Source organism: Enterobacter sp. JUb54, assembly GCF_014298075.1.
Classification (GTDB): Bacteria; Pseudomonadota; Gammaproteobacteria; order Enterobacterales; family Enterobacteriaceae; genus Klebsiella; species Klebsiella lignicola.
Window position 1 is genome coordinate 46,955 of the sequence record NZ_CP060418.1, and the last position, 17,703, is coordinate 64,657.

Consider the following 17,703-nt stretch of genomic DNA (forward strand, 5'->3'; position numbering starts at 1 on the left):
CCGGCTATGCTTTATCGCCAGACTATCGCCTCCATTCAGGAGGGAATCATGGTTTTGCACTCCACGCGCTGGCTGGCGCTTAGTTACTTCACCTACTTTTTTAGCTACGGCATCTTCCTGCCATTCTGGAGCGTCTGGCTGGCCGGGACGGGCTTAACGCCGGAAACCATCGGTATGCTGCTGGGGGCGGGGCTGGTGGCGCGTTTCCTCGGGAGCCTGTTGATTGCCCCGAGAGTCAGCGATCCCTCCCGCCTGGTATTCGCCCTGCGTGTTCTGGCGCTGCTGGTGCTGCTGTTTGCGCTGGCCTTTTGGGCCGGGAACCACGTCGCCTGGCTGACGCTGGTGATCGTCGGCTTCAACCTCTTTTTCTCTCCGCTGGTGCCGTTGACCGACGCGCTGGCGAACACCTGGCAAAAACAGATCACCATGGATTACGGGCGCGTGCGTCTGTGGGGGTCGGTGGCTTTTGTCATCGGTTCGGCGCTGACCGGTAAGCTGGTCAGCCTGTTTGATTACCGGGCGATTCTGGTGCTGCTCAGTCTCGGGGCCGCCTCGATGCTGTTGGGTATGCTGCTGAAGCCCTCGGTGATGCCGCAAGGTGAGTCTCGTCATCAGGAAGGGGCGGGGCTGGCGGCCTGGCTGACGCTGGTGCGCCAGAGCTGGCGTTTTCTCGCCTGCGTCTGTTTGTTGCAGGGCGCGCATGCCGCCTACTACGGTTTCAGCGCCATCTACTGGCAGGAGGCCGGATACTCCGCCTCGGCCATCGGCTATTTATGGTCGTTGGGCGTCGTGGCGGAAGTGGTTATCTTTGCGCTGAGCAAAAAAGTATTCAGTCGCTTCAGCGCCCGGGAACTGCTGCTGATTTCGGCGGTGTGCGGCCTGATACGCTGGACGCTGATGGGGGCGACTACCGCGCTGCCGTGGCTCATCGTCGCGCAGATCCTGCACTGTGGGACTTTCACGGTCTGCCACCTGGCAGCGATGCGTTATATCTCCGCACGTCAGGGCAGCGAAGTGATTCGCCTGCAGGCGGTCTACTCCGCGGTGGCGATGGGCGGCAGTATTGCCATCATGACGGTGTTTGCCGGTTTCCTATACCAGCATCTGCATCAGGGAGTGTTCTGGGTGATGGCGCTGGTGGCGCTTCCGGCGCTGGTGCTGCGGCCGAAAGCGGTCGCCTAATCCTCCAGCATCTTACAAATATGCTGCCGCTGGTGATCGCTGAAGGTCTCTTCTGCGTGAAACAGCGGCGGCGAAAACAGCGGCAGCGCGGTCGCATAGGGCGTGATGACCAGGGTCACGCCTTTCGGGGCCCCTTCTTTCTGGAAGGTATGCACGCTCTGATATTTAATGGTGAGCGGCAGCAGAGTCAGCTCGCGTAACTGCAGTTCCAGCGCCTGTTCACGGTCAGGATTATCATGGGTGAGCAGCACGACCTGTTTCTCATGCAGGTCGCTTTTTTGCATCAGCCATGCGCCGAATATCACCGCAATTAACCCCACTTCCTCCTGATTGAAGACGATTTCATACGCGGCTTCAAACTCGCTCAGTGCCTGTTGAGTGGTGCGCATCAGGCGCGGATAGAGTCGGCTAATCTCCTCCGGTAAGGCGTTATCGATGCCGATGGCGAACACGCTGCGGTTGAGCGCCTGCGACAGATGAATATACAGCTGATCGCTGAGTCCCTGGTCGTCGCTGAATGGCCGGCCCGCCAGCTGCTGGAAACGATGAATTAAGTGGGAAATCGCCAGGTGCAGCCGCCGGTCCTGATGGTGGCCATCGCGGATCGGGTCGGGGGTCTTCAGGAGCATAAACAGCAGCGTCAGAAACAGCTGTTCACCCGCGTGCGGCGAGCTGGAGACCCGGCGTTGCCAGTGGCGGACGATCTCCTGCGCCAACGTGAACTCCGCCGCTTCCTGCGCCCAGCGCTGCTGCTCGCGGGTGAAGTCTGGCGTCAGGCCCTGATGGTGCTGCAGCAGGCAATATTGCAGATACAGACACAGGAAATGCATATCCCGACAATCAAACTGCCGGTTGAGCGTGCGCGCGCAGCGATTGACCAGCGCCTGCAGGTTGGTGTCGTCATACAGCGTCCGCGCAATGCCCTGTCGTTTAAGCTGCGTTTTTAAGGCGGGCGTAAAATGGTGAGCAATAAAATGTGGGCATAAACGCAGCGCCCGCCGCAGGCCATGCAGCAGACACAGGCGTTGATCGATTACGGCGCCTTCAATCCGGTAGCTACCGTCCACCTGTGACGAGAGGGTCAATCGGTGGTAACGCTGAATTTCACGTTCCGTCTCCGTGATATCCTGCCGGGCCGTTGCTTCATCAACCTGGTTGATGTGGCTGAGCTGTTCGGGCGTCACTGACTGCCCTGGCAGGTAAAACATCAGGAGTACCTGGCTACGGCGCTGTGGACTGGAAAGCGCAGATGGTGGTTCAATGACGGTCATCATCTGGTGAGTTCCAGTTAGGGTTTTCGCTAAGAATAGCCAAAGGATGAATGGAGATCAGGGCCGTTCGGCGGCTTTACGTCAGGAATGCTGGCGAAGTTCACAGAATTTTTCACGTGAGGAACGGATGAAGAGAGTGAAACAATGCACCAGTGCGGCATTTTTCATGGTTTTATCATTTAGTGTGCTAGCGCACCCGCATAGCTTCATCAGCATGAAAACGGACATCGTGACCGACAACGGGCTGCTGACCGGGTTTAAGATGCGCTGGACCATGGATGAGATCACCTCCGCAGACCTGCTGTACGATGCCGGAAAGGCGAAACCGGGGGATGAGGTCTGGAAAAGGCTGGCGGCGGAAGTGATGGCCAATGTTCTCGGTCAGCACTATTTCAGCGAGTTGTGGCATAACCAGCAGCGGGTCAAATTTGATAACCGGCCCGATGGCTATGGCCTTGAGCGCGAAGGTCATCAGGCGGTGCTGACGTTCACGATGCCGCTGGCAACTCCGCAACCCTTAGCGGGGCAAACCCTGACCTTGTCGACCTTTGACCCGACCTATTACGTTGATATGCATTATGACCACCCGAGCGACGTCACGCTGCCTGCCGCCTTACGCACGATGTGCAAGGTGAAGGTCATCACCCCGGAGCCAAATGAAAAAATGACGACGTTTGCGCTGTCGCTGGATAAAGCCGACGCGCCGCCGGAGGATATGGCGCTTGGAACCTACTTTGCTCAGAAGGTGACCCTGACATGTCAGTAATTCTTTCTCCCGCTGCCCGGGCGTCGCGTCTGCGTCAGCTGTGGCCGCTGGCCGTTTTTTTACTGCTGGTTACCGGGGCTGGCATCTGGCTCTGGCGCGCCTGGCCGCAGGTGTTGCTGCAAAGTACCATCTGGCAGCGGGCGTTGAATGTCGAGCTGAGCCAGCTATTACAGGCCGTGGCGGATAACCCGTCAGCGGCAGGTTTTACCCTTCTGGCCTTTAGCTTTATCTATGGCGTGCTGCACGCTCTGGGGCCGGGGCACGGCAAGATTGTGATTACCACCTGGCTGGCAACGCATCCGGCGAAGCTGAAATCCAGCATTGCCCTGACGCTGGCCGCCTCGCTGCTGCAGGGCGTGGTGGCGATTGTGCTGGTGGTAGTGGTGCTGACGGTGTTGCAGTTGCCTGCAAGGCAGCTGCATCTCAGCAGCTTCTGGCTGGAGAAAGGCAGCTATCTGCTGGTCGGCGTGCTGGGCCTGCTGTTGTGTTGGCGGGCGCTGAAAAAGCTGCGGGGACTCCTGCGCCGTCCTCGGTTTACCGCGTTTACGCCTCATCACGTTCATGATGCCCACTGTGGCTGCGGGCATCAGCATATGCCGGCGCCGGAGCAGCTCCAGAGCGGCGATGACTGGCGCGCACGGCTGGCGATCGTGTTGTCGATGGGGATGCGTCCCTGTTCAGGAGCGATCATGGTTCTGCTGTTTAGTAAGGTGATTGGCGTATTTAGCTGGGGCATGGCGGCGGCGCTGGCAATGGCGGCGGGAACGTCACTGACCATCAGTGGACTGGCGTTGCTGGTGCATGGTTTTCGTCAGCTAGCCGTGAAGCTGAGCGGGAGTAAAACGCCTCCTCTCTGGCAGCAAATTGGCTGGTCGACGCTGGCGCTCTCCGGCGGCGTCATTTTACTGGCGGCGTCGGTGGTGATGTGGAGTAGTGCGGTGCCGGGCGGCGGCGGATTGCGGCCGTTTTGAAAAACAACTTCCCCCCGGCGAACCGGGGGGAAGTGAGAGAGATTAACGCTTCAGCGCTTCGCTCAGTTCGTCACGCATGTTGGCCAGCATCGCTTTAACCACACGCGGGTTGCCCGCAACGATGTTGCCGGTGAGCAGGTAGTTATGACCACCGGTGAAGTCGCAAACGATCGCGCCAGCTTCGCGAGCAATCAGCTCACCGGCAGCGAAATCCCACGGCTTCAGCGCGATCTCAAAGTAACCATCAACGCGGCCAGCAGCAACGTAGGCCAGATCCAGAGCAGCAGAACCGGTGCGACGGAAGTCCGCGCATTCGGTAAACATTTTGCCCAGGATATTCATGTAAGAGGTCGCGTGCTGTTTGGCTTTGAACGGGAAGCCGGTGGCGATAATCGTGCCATCCAGATCGCGAGCGGTGCTGCCACGCAGACGATAGCCGTTGAGCTGTGCGCCCTGACCACGGGTTGCAGTGAACAGTTCGTTGCGCATTGGATCGTAAACTACCGCCACTTCAGTACGACCTTTAATGCGTACGGCGATAGATACAGAGAAATGAGGCAGGCGTTTTACGAAGTTGGTGGTGCCATCCAGCGGATCGATAACCCATTGAACATCCTGATCTTCACCTGCGTGTTCACCGCTTTCTTCGGTGATGATGGTGTGCTGCGGGTAAGATTTGCGAATGGTTTCAATAATCAGCGCTTCGGCTGCTTTATCGACGTTAGTCACAAAGTCATTGCTGCCTTTCTGGCTCGTTTCTACGGAGTCTGGGGTTTCGTAGTGCTTGGCAATTAAATTACCCGCCTTGCGCGCTGCGCGCACGGCGATGTTCAGCATCGGATGCATCGGTCTCTCTCACTGGATGTTAAAGAACGGGAAAAAACGGCGCACATAATAACAGCCAAATCTCCTTATGTCTCCGTTTTATGATAGCATGCGTGAATAATCTTTAGCCGAAGAACCATAATGCTGCAAAATATTCGAATCGTACTGGTAGAAACATCACACACTGGAAACATGGGTTCCGTTGCTCGCGCCATGAAAACCATGGGGTTAACGAACCTGTGGCTGGTTAACCCGCTGGTTAAACCTGACTCTCAGGCTATTGCCCTGGCGGCGGGTGCCAGCGATGTGATCGGCAATGCGCAGATCGTCGATACTCTCGATGAAGCGCTGGCAGGCTGTAGCCTGGTGGTCGGTACCAGTGCCCGCTCGCGTACGCTGCCGTGGCCGATGCTCGACCCGCGTGAATGCGGTCTGAAGAGCGTGTCTGAAGGGCAGCATGCACCGGTAGCGCTGGTCTTTGGCCGCGAACGCGTCGGGCTGACCAACGATGAACTGCAGAAATGCCACTACCATGTTGCGATCGCCGCTAACCCGGAATACAGCTCGCTGAACCTGGCGATGGCCGTCCAGGTTATCGCCTATGAAGTGCGGATGGCCTGGCTGGCCGCGCAGGAGCAGGATGCCCCGGCGGTAGAGCACGACGAAACGCCTTATCCGCTGGTCGATGACTTAGAGCGTTTTTACGGTCACCTCGAACAGACTCTGATTTCCACCGGTTTTATCCGCGCCACCCACCCAGGGCAGGTGATGAATAAACTGCGTCGTTTGTTTACGCGCGCACGCCCGGAAAGCCAGGAACTGAACATTCTGCGCGGCATGCTGGCGTCGATTGAGCAAAAAAACAAAGAGCAGTGATGCCGCTTTCCCGAGGGTGCGCGGCATGCCCGGCAGACAAAAACGTAGGCCGCGCAAGCACATGAGCGCACGGAAGGTTAAATACCTGACTAAAACAGTCAAGTAAATAGTTGACCAATTTACTCGGGAATGTCAGACTTGCTCCTGCTATGCAATACCCATATTAATAAAAAGCCCGGGCAGGGGCGAGTTTGAGGTTAAGTAAGACATGAGACTGACATCTAAAGGGCGTTATGCTGTGACCGCGATGCTGGACGTTGCGCTCAACTCTGAATCGGGCCCGGTTCCGTTGGCTGATATTTCTGAACGTCAGGGGATCTCGCTGTCCTATCTGGAGCAGCTGTTTTCCCGTCTGCGTAAAAACGGTCTGGTTTCCAGCGTGCGTGGACCAGGCGGTGGTTATTTGTTAGGTAAAGAAGCCGGTAGCATCGCCGTAGGCGAAGTGATCAGCGCAGTAGACGAATCGGTAGACGCGACCCGTTGTCAGGGCAAAGGCGGCTGCCAGGGCGGCGATAAATGCCTGACCCACGCACTGTGGCGTGACCTGAGCGAACGTCTGACCAGCTTCCTGAACAACATCACCCTGGGTGAACTGGTCAATAACCAGGAAATCCTTGATGTTTCTGGGCGTCAGCATAGCCATGAATCCCAGCGCAATACCCGCACCCAGGACGCCATTGACGTTAAGCTGCGTGCGTAATACTCGTCTGGTTTCAACTTGTGGCCTCGGTGCTGCAAGGTGAAACGGTCAGAGTCATAAAAGATAAAATAAAGATTTCAGAATCAGGCCGGGATGCTACGGCATCCCGTGTCCCCGGTCGTACATCAAGCCGGTTGCCTGGTTCCTTGCATTGAGTGATGTACGGAGTTAAAGAGCAATGAAATTACCGATTTACCTCGATTACTCCGCAACAACGCCGGTGGACCCGCGTGTTGCCGAGAAAATGATGCAATTCCTGACCCTGGACGGGACCTTTGGTAACCCGGCCTCTCGTTCACACCGTTTCGGTTGGCAGGCTGAAGAGGCGGTTGATATCGCCCGTAATCAGATTGCTGAACTGGTCGGTGCTGACCCGCGTGAAATCGTCTTTACCTCCGGTGCAACGGAATCCGACAACCTGGCTATTAAAGGTGCTGCTAACTTTTATCAGAAAAAAGGCAAGCACATTATTACCAGCAAAACCGAGCACAAAGCGGTGTTGGATACCTGTCGCCAGCTGGAGCGTGAAGGCTTCGAGATCACCTACCTGGCGCCACAGCGCAACGGGATTATCGATCTTAAAGAGCTGGAAGCCGCGATGCGCGACGACACCATCCTGGTGTCCATCATGCACGTGAACAACGAAATTGGCGTGGTGCAGGATATCGCTACCATCGGCGAACTGTGCCGTGCGCGTGGCATCATTTACCACGTTGACGCGACCCAGAGCGTAGGCAAACTGCCTATCGACCTGAGCCAGCTGAAAGTTGACCTGATGTCCTTCTCCGGTCACAAAATCTACGGACCTAAAGGTATTGGCGCACTGTACGTTCGTCGCAAACCGCGTATCCGCATTGAAGCGCAGATGCACGGCGGCGGTCACGAGCGTGGCATGCGTTCCGGTACTCTGCCTGTCCACCAGATCGTCGGTATGGGTGAAGCTTACCGTATCGCGAAAGAAGAGATGGAAACCGAGATGGCGCGTCTGCGCGGTCTGCGTAACCGTCTGTGGGAAGGCGTAAAAGATATGGAAGAGGTTTACCTCAACGGTGACCTTGAGCAGGGCGCGCCGAACATTCTCAACGTCAGCTTCAACTATGTTGAAGGCGAATCGCTGATTATGGCGCTGAAAGACCTGGCCGTTTCCTCGGGTTCAGCTTGCACCTCCGCAAGTCTTGAGCCGTCCTATGTGCTGCGTGCACTGGGCATGACTGATGAACTGGCACACAGTTCTATCCGTTTCTCTTTAGGTCGATTCACTACCGAAGAAGAGATTGACTACACCATTGATCTGGTTCGTAAATCCATCGGCCGTCTGCGCGATCTGTCTCCACTGTGGGATATGTTCAAGCAGGGCGTGGATCTGAACAGCATCGAATGGTCACATCATTAATCGGTAGGGTATAAGGAGAATTCATCATGGCATACAGCGAAAAAGTTATCGATCATTACGAGAATCCACGCAACGTTGGTTCTTTCGACAACAGCGATGAGAACGTCGGCAGCGGCATGGTTGGCGCACCGGCATGTGGCGACGTCATGAAGTTGCAGATCAAAGTCAACAATGAAGGTATCATTGAAGACGCGCGCTTCAAGACCTATGGTTGCGGTTCCGCTATCGCGTCCAGCTCCCTGGTCACCGAATGGGTGAAAGGGAAATCTCTGGACGAAGCTCAGGCGATCAAGAACACCGATATCGCCGATGAACTGGAACTGCCGCCGGTGAAAATTCACTGCTCCATCCTGGCGGAAGACGCGATTAAAGCCGCGATTGCGGATTATAAAAGCAAACGTGAAGCGAAATAATTAAGAGGTTATTGTATGTCGATTACTCTTAGCGACAGCGCAGCGTCGCGAGTTAATTCCTTCCTGGCCAACCGTGGCAAAGGCTTCGGTCTGCGCTTAGGGGTCCGCACTTCTGGCTGTTCAGGTATGGCCTATGTGCTGGAGTTTGTTGACGAGCCGGCGGCAGAAGACACCGTGTTTGAAGATAAAGGCGTCAAGGTAGTGATCGACGGCAAAAGCCTGCAGTTCCTCGACGGCACTGAGCTGGACTTCGTCAAAGAAGGCCTGAACGAAGGGTTTAAATTCACTAACCCTAACGTTAAAGATGAGTGTGGTTGCGGCGAAAGCTTTAACGTGTAATCGCGTTCCGCTGTTATACCGATTAATTCGTGTTGCGGAAGGCGGCAAGCGAGCCACTCGCAGCCGATGCATCTGCAACGCGAAGTAAGAAAGTATATACCCCAAATAATTCGAGTTGCTTGTAGGCGGCAAGGCCGGGAATCCCCAGGAGCTTACACAGGTAAGTGACTGGGCTGAACGGGTGCAGCCAACCCCCAGGCAGCTTGAAGGATGAAGGGTATAGCCCCACCGTAGTTTTGCTACGCGTGGGGTTTGCTTTATCTCGTTAACCCTGAGGTTACTATGGACTATTTTACCCTCTTCGGGTTACCGGTCAGTTATACCCTTTCGCAAGAACAGCTGGCTGTCCGGTACCAGGATTTACAGCGCCAGTATCATCCCGACAAGTTCGCCAGCGCGAGTGCGGCCGAACAGCTCGCCTCCGTGCAGCAATCCGCCACAATCAACCAGGCATGGCAAACGCTCCGGCATCCGCTGACCCGCGCCGAATATCTCCTTTCGCTTCATGGCTACGACTTAGCCAGCGAGCAGCACACCGTGCGCGATACCGCCTTCCTGATGGAACAGCTGGAGCTGCGTGAAGAGCTGGATGAGATTGAAAAGTCGCAGGATGAAGCGCGGCTCGCGGGGTTTATCAAGCGCGTGAAAGGGATGTATGACCTTCGTCATCAGCAGGTTGTTGAACAATTAAATAACGAGACGTGGGACGTAGCGGCAGATACCGTGCGTAAACTGCGTTTTCTCGATAAACTTCAGAGCGTGGCAGAACAACTCGAAGAAAAGCTGCTCGATTTTTAATTTTCGGAAGCAATTATGGCCTTATTACAAATTAGTGAGCCTGGTCTGAGCGCCGCGCCGCATCAGCGTCGTCTGGCCGCGGGGATTGACCTTGGCACCACCAATTCTCTGGTCGCTACCGTGCGTAGCGGTCAGGCCGAAACACTGCCCGATCATCAGGGTCGTTACCTCCTGCCTTCCGTGGTGAACTACCAGGCATCTGGCCAGAGCGTCGGCTACGATGCCCGGCAGAATGCCGCCCAGGATCCGGTCAATACCATCAGCTCGGTAAAACGTATGATGGGGCGTTCGCTGGCCGATATTCAGACCCGCTATCCGCATCTGCCTTACCAGCTACAGGCCAGTGAAAACGGTCTGCCGATGATCCAGACCGCCGCGGGTCTGCTCAACCCGATTCGCGTCTCTGCCGATATCCTGAAAGCGCTGGCCGCCAGGGCCACCGAAGCGCTGTCCGGCGAGCTTGACGGCGTGGTCATTACCGTTCCGGCCTACTTCGACGACGCTCAGCGCCAGGGCACCAAAGACGCCGCGCGTCTGGCGGGCCTGCACGTGCTGCGTCTGCTGAATGAACCGACCGCGGCGGCGATTGCCTACGGCCTGGACTCCGGTCAGGAAGGGGTGATTGCGGTTTACGATCTCGGTGGCGGCACCTTTGATATTTCAGTGCTGCGCTTGAGCCGTGGGGTGTTTGAAGTGCTGGCCACGGGCGGCGATTCCGCGCTCGGCGGCGATGACTTTGACCACCTGCTGGCGGATTACCTGCGCGAACTGGCGGGGCTGAGCGATCGTAGTGACAACCGCCTGCAGCGCGAGCTGCTGGATGCGGCCATCGCCGCCAAAATCGCCCTCAGCGATGCCGACGTCGTCAGCGTCAACGTGGGTGGCTGGCAAGGGGAGATTACCCGTAGCCAGTTTGATGAACTGATTGCGCCGCTGGTCAAACGGACCCTGCTGGCCTGTCGTCGTGCGCTGAAAGATGCGGGCGTGGCGGCGGAAGAGGTGCTGGAAGTGGTGATGGTCGGCGGTTCAACTCGCGTGCCGCTGGTGCGTGAGCGCGTCGGCGAGTTCTTTGGCCGTCCCCCGCTGACCACCATCGACCCGGACAAAGTGGTGGCCATTGGCGCCGCGATTCAGGCCGACATCTTGGTGGGCAACAAGCCCGACAGCGAACTGCTGCTGCTCGATGTTATCCCGCTCTCTTTAGGGCTGGAGACCATGGGCGGCCTGGTGGAAAAAGTCATCCCGCGCAATACCACCATTCCGGTGGCGCGCGCGCAGGAATTTACCACTTTCAAAGATGGTCAAACCGCGATGTCCATTCACGTGATGCAGGGCGAGCGTGAACTGGTACAGGATTGCCGCTCGCTGGCGCGTTTTGCGCTGCGCGGTATTCCGGCACTTCCGGCCGGCGGCGCGCATATTCGCGTGACCTTCCAGGTGGATGCCGACGGCCTGCTGAGCGTGACCGCCATGGAGAAATCGACCGGCGTCGAAGCCTCCATTCAGGTGAAGCCATCCTATGGCCTGACCGACGGCGAAATCGCCACCATGATCAAAGATTCGATGAGTCACGCCGAACAGGATATCAAGGCGCGTATGCTGGCTGAGCAAAAAGTCGAAGCCGCACGCGTGTTAGAGAGCCTGGTCAGTGCGCTGGCCGCCGATGCCGCGCTGCTCAGCGCCGCAGAACGTCAGGCTATCGATGAGGCAATGGCGCAGTTGAGCGCGGTTGCCGCAGGTGATGATGCCGACGCCATTAAAGATGCGATTAAAAATACAGACACACAAACCCAGGAATTTGCCGCACGCCGCATGGACCAGTCGGTCCGTACTGCGCTGAAAGGCCAATCCGTGGACGAGGTTTAATATGCCAAAGATTGTTTTTCTGCCTCATCAGGACCTGTGTCCGGATGGCGTAGTTGTGGAAGCTGAGATCGGTGAGACCATTCTGGATGCGGCGTTACGTAGCGGCATCGAGATTGAACATGCTTGCGAAAAATCCTGTGCCTGCACGACCTGTCACTGCATTGTGCGTGAAGGGTTTGACTCGCTGGCGGAAAGCACGGAAGACGAAGACGACATGCTGGATAAGGCATGGGGGCTGGAGCCCGATAGCCGTCTGAGCTGCCAGGCGCGCGTGACCCACGATGACCTGGTCGTCGAGATCCCGCGTTACACCATCAACCACGCACGCGAGCATTAATATGGGACTGAAATGGACCGATAGTCGTGAAATTGGTGAGGCGCTGTACGACGCTTTCCCGGATCTCGACCCGAAAACCGTTCGCTTCACCGATATGCATCAGTGGATTTGCGAGCTGGAAGCGTTCGATGACAATCCAAACGCATCGAATGAAAAAATTCTTGAGGCGATTCTGCTAGTCTGGTTAGACGAAGCCGAATAATTTTCGCGTCATGCTCTACGCTGCAGAGTGCCTGCAACGCGGATCATGCAGCGAAAAAATTCTAACGGGCTGCCATAAGGTGGCCCGTTTGCTAATAAGGATGAAAAAAAATGACAGAAGCCATGAAGATTACGCTGACGACTCAACCTGCCGATGCGCGTTGGGGCGAAAAAGCGACTTACAGCATTAATGATGACGGCATCACCCTGCATCTGAACGGTAAAGACGACCTGGGTTTGATTCAGCGCGCGGCGCGTAAGGTCGATGGCATGGGGATTAAGCATGTCGCGCTGAGCGGTGAAGGCTGGAATACCGACCGCGCATGGGCGTTCTGGGCCGGTTATAAAGGGCCGAAAGGCAGCCGCAAAGTCGAATGGCCGACGCTGGACGACGCGCAGAAGAGCGAGCTGGACAGCCGCCTGACGATCATCGACTGGGTCCGTGACACCATTAACGCCCCGGCGGAAGATCTGGGGCCGGAACAGCTGGCGCAGCGTGCCGTCGATCTGCTGTGCGGCGTGGCCTGCGACAATGTTTCTTACCGCATCACCAAAGGCGAAGACCTGCGTGAACAGGGCTATCTCGGTCTGCATACCGTGGGTCGCGGCTCCGAGCGTCCGCCGGTGCTGCTGGCGCTGGATTACAACCCATCCGGCGATAAAGACGCGCCGGTGTATGCCTGCCTGGTCGGGAAAGGTATCACCTTTGATTCCGGCGGCTACAGCATCAAACAGAGCGCGTTCATGGACTCCATGAAGTCCGACATGGGCGGCGCAGCGACGGTCACCGGTGCGCTGGCATTCGCGATTACCCGCGGTCTGAACAAGCGCGTGAAGCTGTACCTGTGCTGCGCTGACAACCTGATCAGCGGTAACGCCTTCAAACTGGGCGACATTATTCGCTACCGCAACGGTAAGACCGTCGAGATCATGAATACCGACGCCGAAGGCCGTCTGGTCCTGGCTGATGGCCTGATCGATGCCTGCGCGCAGAAACCGGCGCTGATCATCGACGCGGCGACCCTGACCGGTGCGGCGAAAACCGCGCTCGGGAACGACTACCACGCGCTGTTCAGCTTCGATGACGAGCTGGCTAACCGTCTGCTGGCGAGCGCGCAGGCAGAAAATGAAGCCTTCTGGCGTCTGCCGCTAGCGGAATTCCACCGTGGTCAGCTACCGTCTAACTTTGCCGAACTGAATAATACCGGCAGCGCTGCTTACCCGGCTGGCGCCAGCACGGCGGCAGGTTTCCTGTCTCATTTCGTTGAGAACTATCATCAGGGCTGGCTGCACATTGACTGCTCGGCAACCTACCGTAAATCCGCCGTTGAACAGTGGTCCGCTGGCGCGACCGGCCTCGGTGTGCGTACGATTGCCAATCTGTTAACCGCAGAGTAAAAGCGCCGGGGCGATTGCCCTGACTCGTAGCCCCGGCCAGCGTTGCCGGGGCGATTGCCCTGACTCGTAGCCCCGGCCAGCGTTGCCGGGGCCATTCCGATCCTGATGTTGTGAGCATTATGTCCGAAACTAAAAATGAATTAGAAACCCTGCTGGAACAGGCGGCGATCGAACCGGGCCACCGTCCGGCATTTTTCCGTGTGCTGCTGGAATCCACGGTGTGGGTGCCCGGTGCGGCGGCGGAAGGCGAAGCGGTGGTGGAAGAGAGCGCCGTGGACTTACAGCATTGGGAGAAAGACGACGGGGCTTCGGTCATTCCGTTTTTCACCTCGCTGGAGGCCTTGCAGCAGGCGGTCACCGACGAGCAATCCTTTGTGGCGATGCCGGCACGTACGCTGTTTGCCATGACGCTTGGCGAAACGCTGTTCCTCAATGCGAAGCTGCCTACTGGCAAAGAGTTTATGCCCAACGAGATCAAGCATCTGCTGGGAGAAGAGGGCACGCCGCTCAGCACGCAGACGGTGATTGAAGGCGGCGAATCGTTGCTGCTGTCAGAGGTTGCCGAGCCACCGGCACAGATGATCGACTCGTTGACGACGCTGTTTAAAACGCTCAAGACCGTCAAACGCGCGTATCTTTGTTCGATCAAGGACAGCGCAGAGGCACCGGCAAATCTGCTGATCGGCCTTGAAGTGGAAGGCGAGATTGAGGCGGTGATTCAGGCCACCGGCAGCGTGGCGACCGATACCTTACCTGGCGATGAGCCGGTTGATATCTGTCAGGTTGTCGAGGGCGAGAAAGGCATCAGCCATTTTATGATGGCCCATATCACGCCGTTTTATGAAAAGCGCTGGGGCAGCTTCCTGCGCGACTTCAAACAGAACCGCATTCTCTAACATAACGGGGGCATCGCGCCCCCGTTATGTTGTCTATTGCGCCGGCTCGATCGGCAGATCGCTCCGCGCACCCCATTCGCTCCATGAGCCGTCGTACAGGCAGACGCCGTTGACTCCCAGCGTGGTCAGCGCCAGCACGACCACCGCCGCCGTGACGCCCGAGCCGCAGCTGGCGATAATCGGCCGATCAAAATCCACGCCCTGGCGCAGGAAAATATCATTCAGCTCATCAACGGTTTTGAGCTCGCCGTTAATCACCAGATCGCCCCACGGCACGTTGAGCGCCCCGGGAATATGGCCGCGACGCAGCCCCGGACGAGGTTCATCGGCCAGACCATTAAAGCGGGGGGCCGGGCGCGCATCGACGATCTGCGCCGATCCTTCATGGCTGACCAGCAGCACATCGGTAAGACGTTTGATCACCAGTGGATCGAAGCGCCCGTCAAATTCACCTTCCGCCTGTTCAGGGATCCCTTGTTCCAGCAGGCGTTCTTCGCGCTGCCAGCCAGCCAGGCCGCCGGCGAGAATCGAGACGTTTGCCACACCAAAGGTGCGCAACATCCACCATGCTCGCGGCGCTGAGAAGAGGTTACCTTCGTCGTACACCACCAGATGTTTATCGCTGCTCACGCCCAGTTCACGCATGGCGACGGCGAATGCTTCCGCTCGCGGCATCATATGCGGCAGCGGGCTGGTGTGGTCGGACAGGGCTTCAATATCGAAAAAGAGCGCCCCGGGAATATGGCCGGCGCGGTATTCCGCATCCATATCGCGCAACGCTTCCTGACCCGCCGGGGCCATTCGTGCATCGATTATTTGGATTTCCGGGTCATCAAGATGTTCCGCTAACCAGTCAGCGGCGACAAAAAACGAAGTGGACATGGCTGCCTCCGTGTCATCAATAATAGATAGATTGTTGATGTTTTTACGCTGACCGACAAGGCATTTTCACCGGAAGGCTACGGGAATGTGATACGCCCCCGAAGCGCTTCGGGGGCGGAATATCAAAACACCTGCTGATGCAGATAGCGCCAGGCGTATTGCGCGTACAGCTCTGCGCCGTTTTTCATCACCTGCTCATCGATATTGAAGCAGCCGTGGTGGTGAGCGTAATCGCTGCCTTTCTCTGGATTGCCGCAGCCGAGCAGGGCAAAGCAGCCGGGGATATTCTGCATATAAAAGCTGAAATCCTCCCCGCCGGTGGTGGGGCGCTCGCTGAACAGCGCCGCCTCGCCAAACGCATCGCGGATCACCGATTGCGCCAGCAGGGCGCTGCGCGCCTCGTTGATCACCGGCAGCGTGCCGTAGTGGTAGTCGACCTGGACGGTCGCGCCATAGATTGCCGCGGTATGCCGGGCGTAACGGGTTATCGCATCTTCGAGCCGCTGGCGGGCCGCGAGACTGAAACAGCGCACCGTGCCTTCCAGCACCGCGTTTTCCGCGATGACGTTAAAGCGTGTGCCGACCGTCATTTTGCCGATCGTGACCACCGCCGCGTCGAGCGGTGAAGTTTCGCGCGCCACGATGGCCTGCACATTCATCACAAACGCCGAGGCCACCACCGTGGCATCGACACAGGCCTCCGGCATTGAACCGTGGCCGCCGCGACCGCGAAAGGTGACGGTGAGTAAATCCGCGGAGGCGAACGACGACCCGACGTTGCAGGAGATGTTACCGGAGGGCGTACCGGACCAGATATGCAGGCCAAAAATATTACTGACGTTATCGAGCGCGCCCTGATCGATCATCGCTTTGGCACCTTCGGCGATCTCTTCTGCAGGCTGAAAAATCAACCGTACGTTACCGGGCATCTGCTCGCGAACGGCGTACAGCGCGCGGGCGGCGGTGAGCAGCATCGCGGTATGGGCATCATGCCCGCAGGCGTGCATTTTCCCCGGGATCTGCGATCGATAGCTAAGCTGCTCGTTCAGCTCCAGCACCGGGAGCGCATCCATGTCGGCCCGTAAGGCGACCGTGTGGCCCGGTTTGCCGCCGCTAATGTCGGCAATCACCCCGGTTGGCTCGGTACGACGGCAGGCGATGCCGATGGCCTGCAGTTCATCGATGACGCGTTCGGTTGTCCGCTGCTCTTCCCAGGGCAGTTCCGGATGAGCGTGCAAATCGCGACGTCGGGCGATCATGGCCTGCTCTTCGCGGGCGACGATTGCGGTAATTTCGGGGTTAATCATAACGATACTCCATAAGCATAGTGATAATGACCGGGCTTAGCCGATAGCAGGCGTCAGATAGCCCACCAGTACGCCGGCCAGAATGACGGAGACGATGGTGACGGAGATAAACCCGCCGACCAGCATGGGACCCAGCATGTGTTGCGTGAGGATCTGGCGCTCTTTTTCATCCTGGGTGAGGGCGTTAATGGCTTCGTTGGTGATGATGTAATCCGCCGGGAAGCCATACAGCGCGGTCAGCGAGATGGCAAAGGACATGGCGCCGCTCACGCCGAGCGCTTTGCCCACCAGCCAGGAGACGATATACATGCCGACTATCGCGGTCGCGATCAGCGCCAGCATCGGATAAAGCAGGCGCAGCAGCATCTCCGGGGTCGCTTTGTTCAAGGAATCAAAGATAAACAGCATCAAGGCCATGACCGCGAAGCCGAAGCCGTTGGCCTTGTGCAGCGTATGCTTTTCGAGGAACCCCAGCGAGGTGAAGACCACGCCAAAAAACAGGCACAGGACGAACGGACTGATGCTGACCCACGGCTTTGCCAGGTCCGACACGAACCAGGCCAGGCAGGCCACTATCGCCAGGCGCAGGAATTTAAAATAGGCGGTGTTGTAGCTGGTGGGGATACGGCGAAACAACCGCGGCATGGTCTCCTCACCGGGGGCGAGGAGCGTCGGGTCGCCGTCAGCGTGCTCGGGACGATAGTCGCCGCTACGGTAGCGCGCCAACAGCGCTTTCCCTTCGCGCTGCAGCATAATGGCGGTCAGGGGATAGCCGGCAAAGCCCTGCATGACGTACATCAGAATAGCCAGTACCGACAGGTCGACTAAACCGGCATTGCTGGCGCCCTGCGACATGATCAGCGAAGAGACCACGCCACCCACCAGCGGCGGAATGGTCACCAGCGCGGTGTTGTGATCGAACAGCATCAGGCTCACCGCAAAGACGGCCAGCGTTATCCCGGCAATGCCGGCAAGCGAGATGATCACCGTTTTCCACTGCCGCATCAGTTCTTTCAGCGAGAGCAGCGTGCCCATATTGGTGATCAGCAGATACATCATCAGCAGCGCGACGGGGGTATTGATCCCCGCCTGGCTAATAATATCGGCGGGGAAAAAGGTCCAGTAGCCGGCGAGAAACAGCACCGCGCAGACAAAAACGGAGGGGATCCAGGCTTTCGTGCGGGTGGAAATAACATCGCCCGCATATAAAATAAAAATAATAAGAAAGAGCGCGACCATTTGTGGCATAAATAAATCTCGTGTTGTTTATTTCATTTATTAA

The 17,703-nt window shown here is 57.5% G+C and carries 19 protein-coding genes; 14 read left to right on the top strand and 5 right to left on the bottom strand.

What is annotated here, in order from left to right; translation table 11 throughout:
- The first annotated feature begins 48 nt into the window (after positions 1-48).
- A complete protein-coding gene (locus HF679_RS00205) occupies positions 49-1,182 on the top strand; it encodes a 3-phenylpropionate MFS transporter (RefSeq protein ID WP_123755392.1) in 1,134 nt (377 codons plus the stop codon).
- Here HF679_RS00205 and csiE read toward each other — a convergent pair.
- Entirely contained in the window at positions 1,179-2,456 is a 1,278-nt protein-coding gene (gene csiE / locus HF679_RS00210) for a stationary phase inducible protein CsiE (protein ID WP_174507696.1), read from the bottom strand. The genes HF679_RS00205 and csiE overlap by 4 nt on opposite strands.
- 124 nt (positions 2,457-2,580) lie before the next feature.
- Between csiE and HF679_RS00215 the strand changes: the two genes are divergently transcribed.
- Both HF679_RS00215 and HF679_RS00220 read left to right on the top strand, forming a co-directional pair.
- Positions 2,581-3,219 carry a DUF1007 family protein gene (locus tag HF679_RS00215; protein ID WP_174507697.1) on the top strand — a complete coding sequence of 213 codons (639 nt, stop codon included), beginning with the start codon at positions 2,581-2,583 and terminating at the stop codon, positions 3,217-3,219.
- Positions 3,210-4,190, top strand: coding sequence for a nickel/cobalt transporter (locus HF679_RS00220; protein WP_187042483.1), 981 nt, complete (start codon positions 3,210-3,212; stop codon positions 4,188-4,190). Before HF679_RS00215 ends, HF679_RS00220 begins: the two co-directional genes overlap by 10 nt.
- Positions 4,191-4,232: 42 nt before the next feature.
- On the opposite strand, the gene suhB is transcribed toward HF679_RS00220, so the two are convergent.
- Positions 4,233-5,036, bottom strand: coding sequence for an inositol-1-monophosphatase (gene suhB / locus HF679_RS00225; RefSeq protein ID WP_123755388.1), 804 nt, complete (start codon positions 5,034-5,036; stop codon positions 4,233-4,235).
- Between the two features lie 120 nt (positions 5,037-5,156).
- Here suhB and trmJ point away from each other — a divergent pair, with 120 nt between their 5' ends.
- The 11 genes from trmJ (at position 5,157) to sseB (ending at position 14,232) form a co-directional block, all read left to right on the top strand.
- On the top strand, positions 5,157-5,891 hold the full coding sequence (gene trmJ, locus HF679_RS00230) for a tRNA (cytosine(32)/uridine(32)-2'-O)-methyltransferase TrmJ (protein WP_123755387.1): 735 nt from the start codon (positions 5,157-5,159) through the stop codon (positions 5,889-5,891).
- A 208-nt stretch (positions 5,892-6,099) separates the two neighbouring features.
- Positions 6,100-6,591, top strand: coding sequence for a Fe-S cluster assembly transcriptional regulator IscR (gene iscR / locus HF679_RS00235; protein WP_041146727.1), 492 nt, complete (start codon positions 6,100-6,102; stop codon positions 6,589-6,591).
- Positions 6,592-6,769: 178 nt separating this feature from the next.
- The gene (gene iscS / locus HF679_RS00240) at positions 6,770-7,984 is read left to right on the top strand and encodes a cysteine desulfurase (RefSeq protein WP_123755386.1); all 1,215 of its coding nucleotides are present in this window, start codon (positions 6,770-6,772) and stop codon (positions 7,982-7,984) included.
- A gap of 26 nt (positions 7,985-8,010) precedes the next feature.
- Complete coding sequence (gene iscU / locus HF679_RS00245; RefSeq protein ID WP_002913991.1) at positions 8,011-8,397, top strand: Fe-S cluster assembly scaffold IscU; 387 nt, start codon at positions 8,011-8,013, stop codon at positions 8,395-8,397.
- Positions 8,398-8,412: 15 nt separating this feature from the next.
- Positions 8,413-8,736 carry an iron-sulfur cluster assembly protein IscA gene (gene iscA / locus HF679_RS00250; RefSeq protein WP_123755385.1) on the top strand — a complete coding sequence of 108 codons (324 nt, stop codon included), beginning with the start codon at positions 8,413-8,415 and terminating at the stop codon, positions 8,734-8,736.
- A gap of 282 nt (positions 8,737-9,018) precedes the next feature.
- Entirely contained in the window at positions 9,019-9,534 is a 516-nt protein-coding gene (gene hscB / locus HF679_RS00255) for a co-chaperone HscB (RefSeq protein WP_123755384.1), read from the top strand.
- 15 nt (positions 9,535-9,549) lie between these two features.
- Positions 9,550-11,400, top strand: coding sequence for a Fe-S protein assembly chaperone HscA (gene hscA, locus HF679_RS00260; RefSeq protein WP_123755383.1), 1,851 nt, complete (start codon positions 9,550-9,552; stop codon positions 11,398-11,400).
- A gap of 1 nt (position 11,401) precedes the next feature.
- Positions 11,402-11,737: an ISC system 2Fe-2S type ferredoxin gene (fdx, locus tag HF679_RS00265; protein ID WP_004866372.1), complete on the top strand. Its 336-nt coding sequence runs from the start codon at positions 11,402-11,404 to the stop codon at positions 11,735-11,737.
- 1 nt (position 11,738) lies between these two features.
- Positions 11,739-11,939, top strand: coding sequence for a Fe-S cluster assembly protein IscX (gene iscX, locus HF679_RS00270; protein WP_154144164.1), 201 nt, complete (start codon positions 11,739-11,741; stop codon positions 11,937-11,939).
- A gap of 110 nt (positions 11,940-12,049) precedes the next feature.
- Positions 12,050-13,336 carry an aminopeptidase PepB gene (gene pepB, locus HF679_RS00275; RefSeq protein ID WP_123755381.1) on the top strand — a complete coding sequence of 429 codons (1,287 nt, stop codon included), beginning with the start codon at positions 12,050-12,052 and terminating at the stop codon, positions 13,334-13,336.
- Between the two features lie 119 nt (positions 13,337-13,455).
- Positions 13,456-14,232, top strand: a complete 777-nt coding sequence (gene sseB, locus HF679_RS00280; RefSeq protein ID WP_123755380.1) for an enhanced serine sensitivity protein SseB — start codon at positions 13,456-13,458, stop codon at positions 14,230-14,232.
- Positions 14,233-14,265: 33 nt separating this feature from the next.
- Here the strand turns inward: sseB and sseA are convergent, their stop codons facing one another.
- The 3 genes from sseA to HF679_RS00295 form a co-directional block, all read right to left on the bottom strand.
- Positions 14,266-15,114 carry a 3-mercaptopyruvate sulfurtransferase gene (sseA, locus tag HF679_RS00285; RefSeq protein WP_123755379.1) on the bottom strand — a complete coding sequence of 283 codons (849 nt, stop codon included), beginning with the start codon at positions 15,112-15,114 and terminating at the stop codon, positions 14,266-14,268.
- A 122-nt stretch (positions 15,115-15,236) separates the two neighbouring features.
- Positions 15,237-16,421 (bottom strand): amidohydrolase, encoded by a 1,185-nt coding sequence (locus HF679_RS00290; protein ID WP_187042484.1) that lies wholly within the window; start codon positions 16,419-16,421, stop codon positions 15,237-15,239.
- Between the two features lie 36 nt (positions 16,422-16,457).
- Positions 16,458-17,669, bottom strand: coding sequence for a hypothetical protein (locus tag HF679_RS00295; RefSeq protein WP_123755377.1), 1,212 nt, complete (start codon positions 17,667-17,669; stop codon positions 16,458-16,460).
- Between the last annotated feature and the right edge of the window lie 34 nt (positions 17,670-17,703).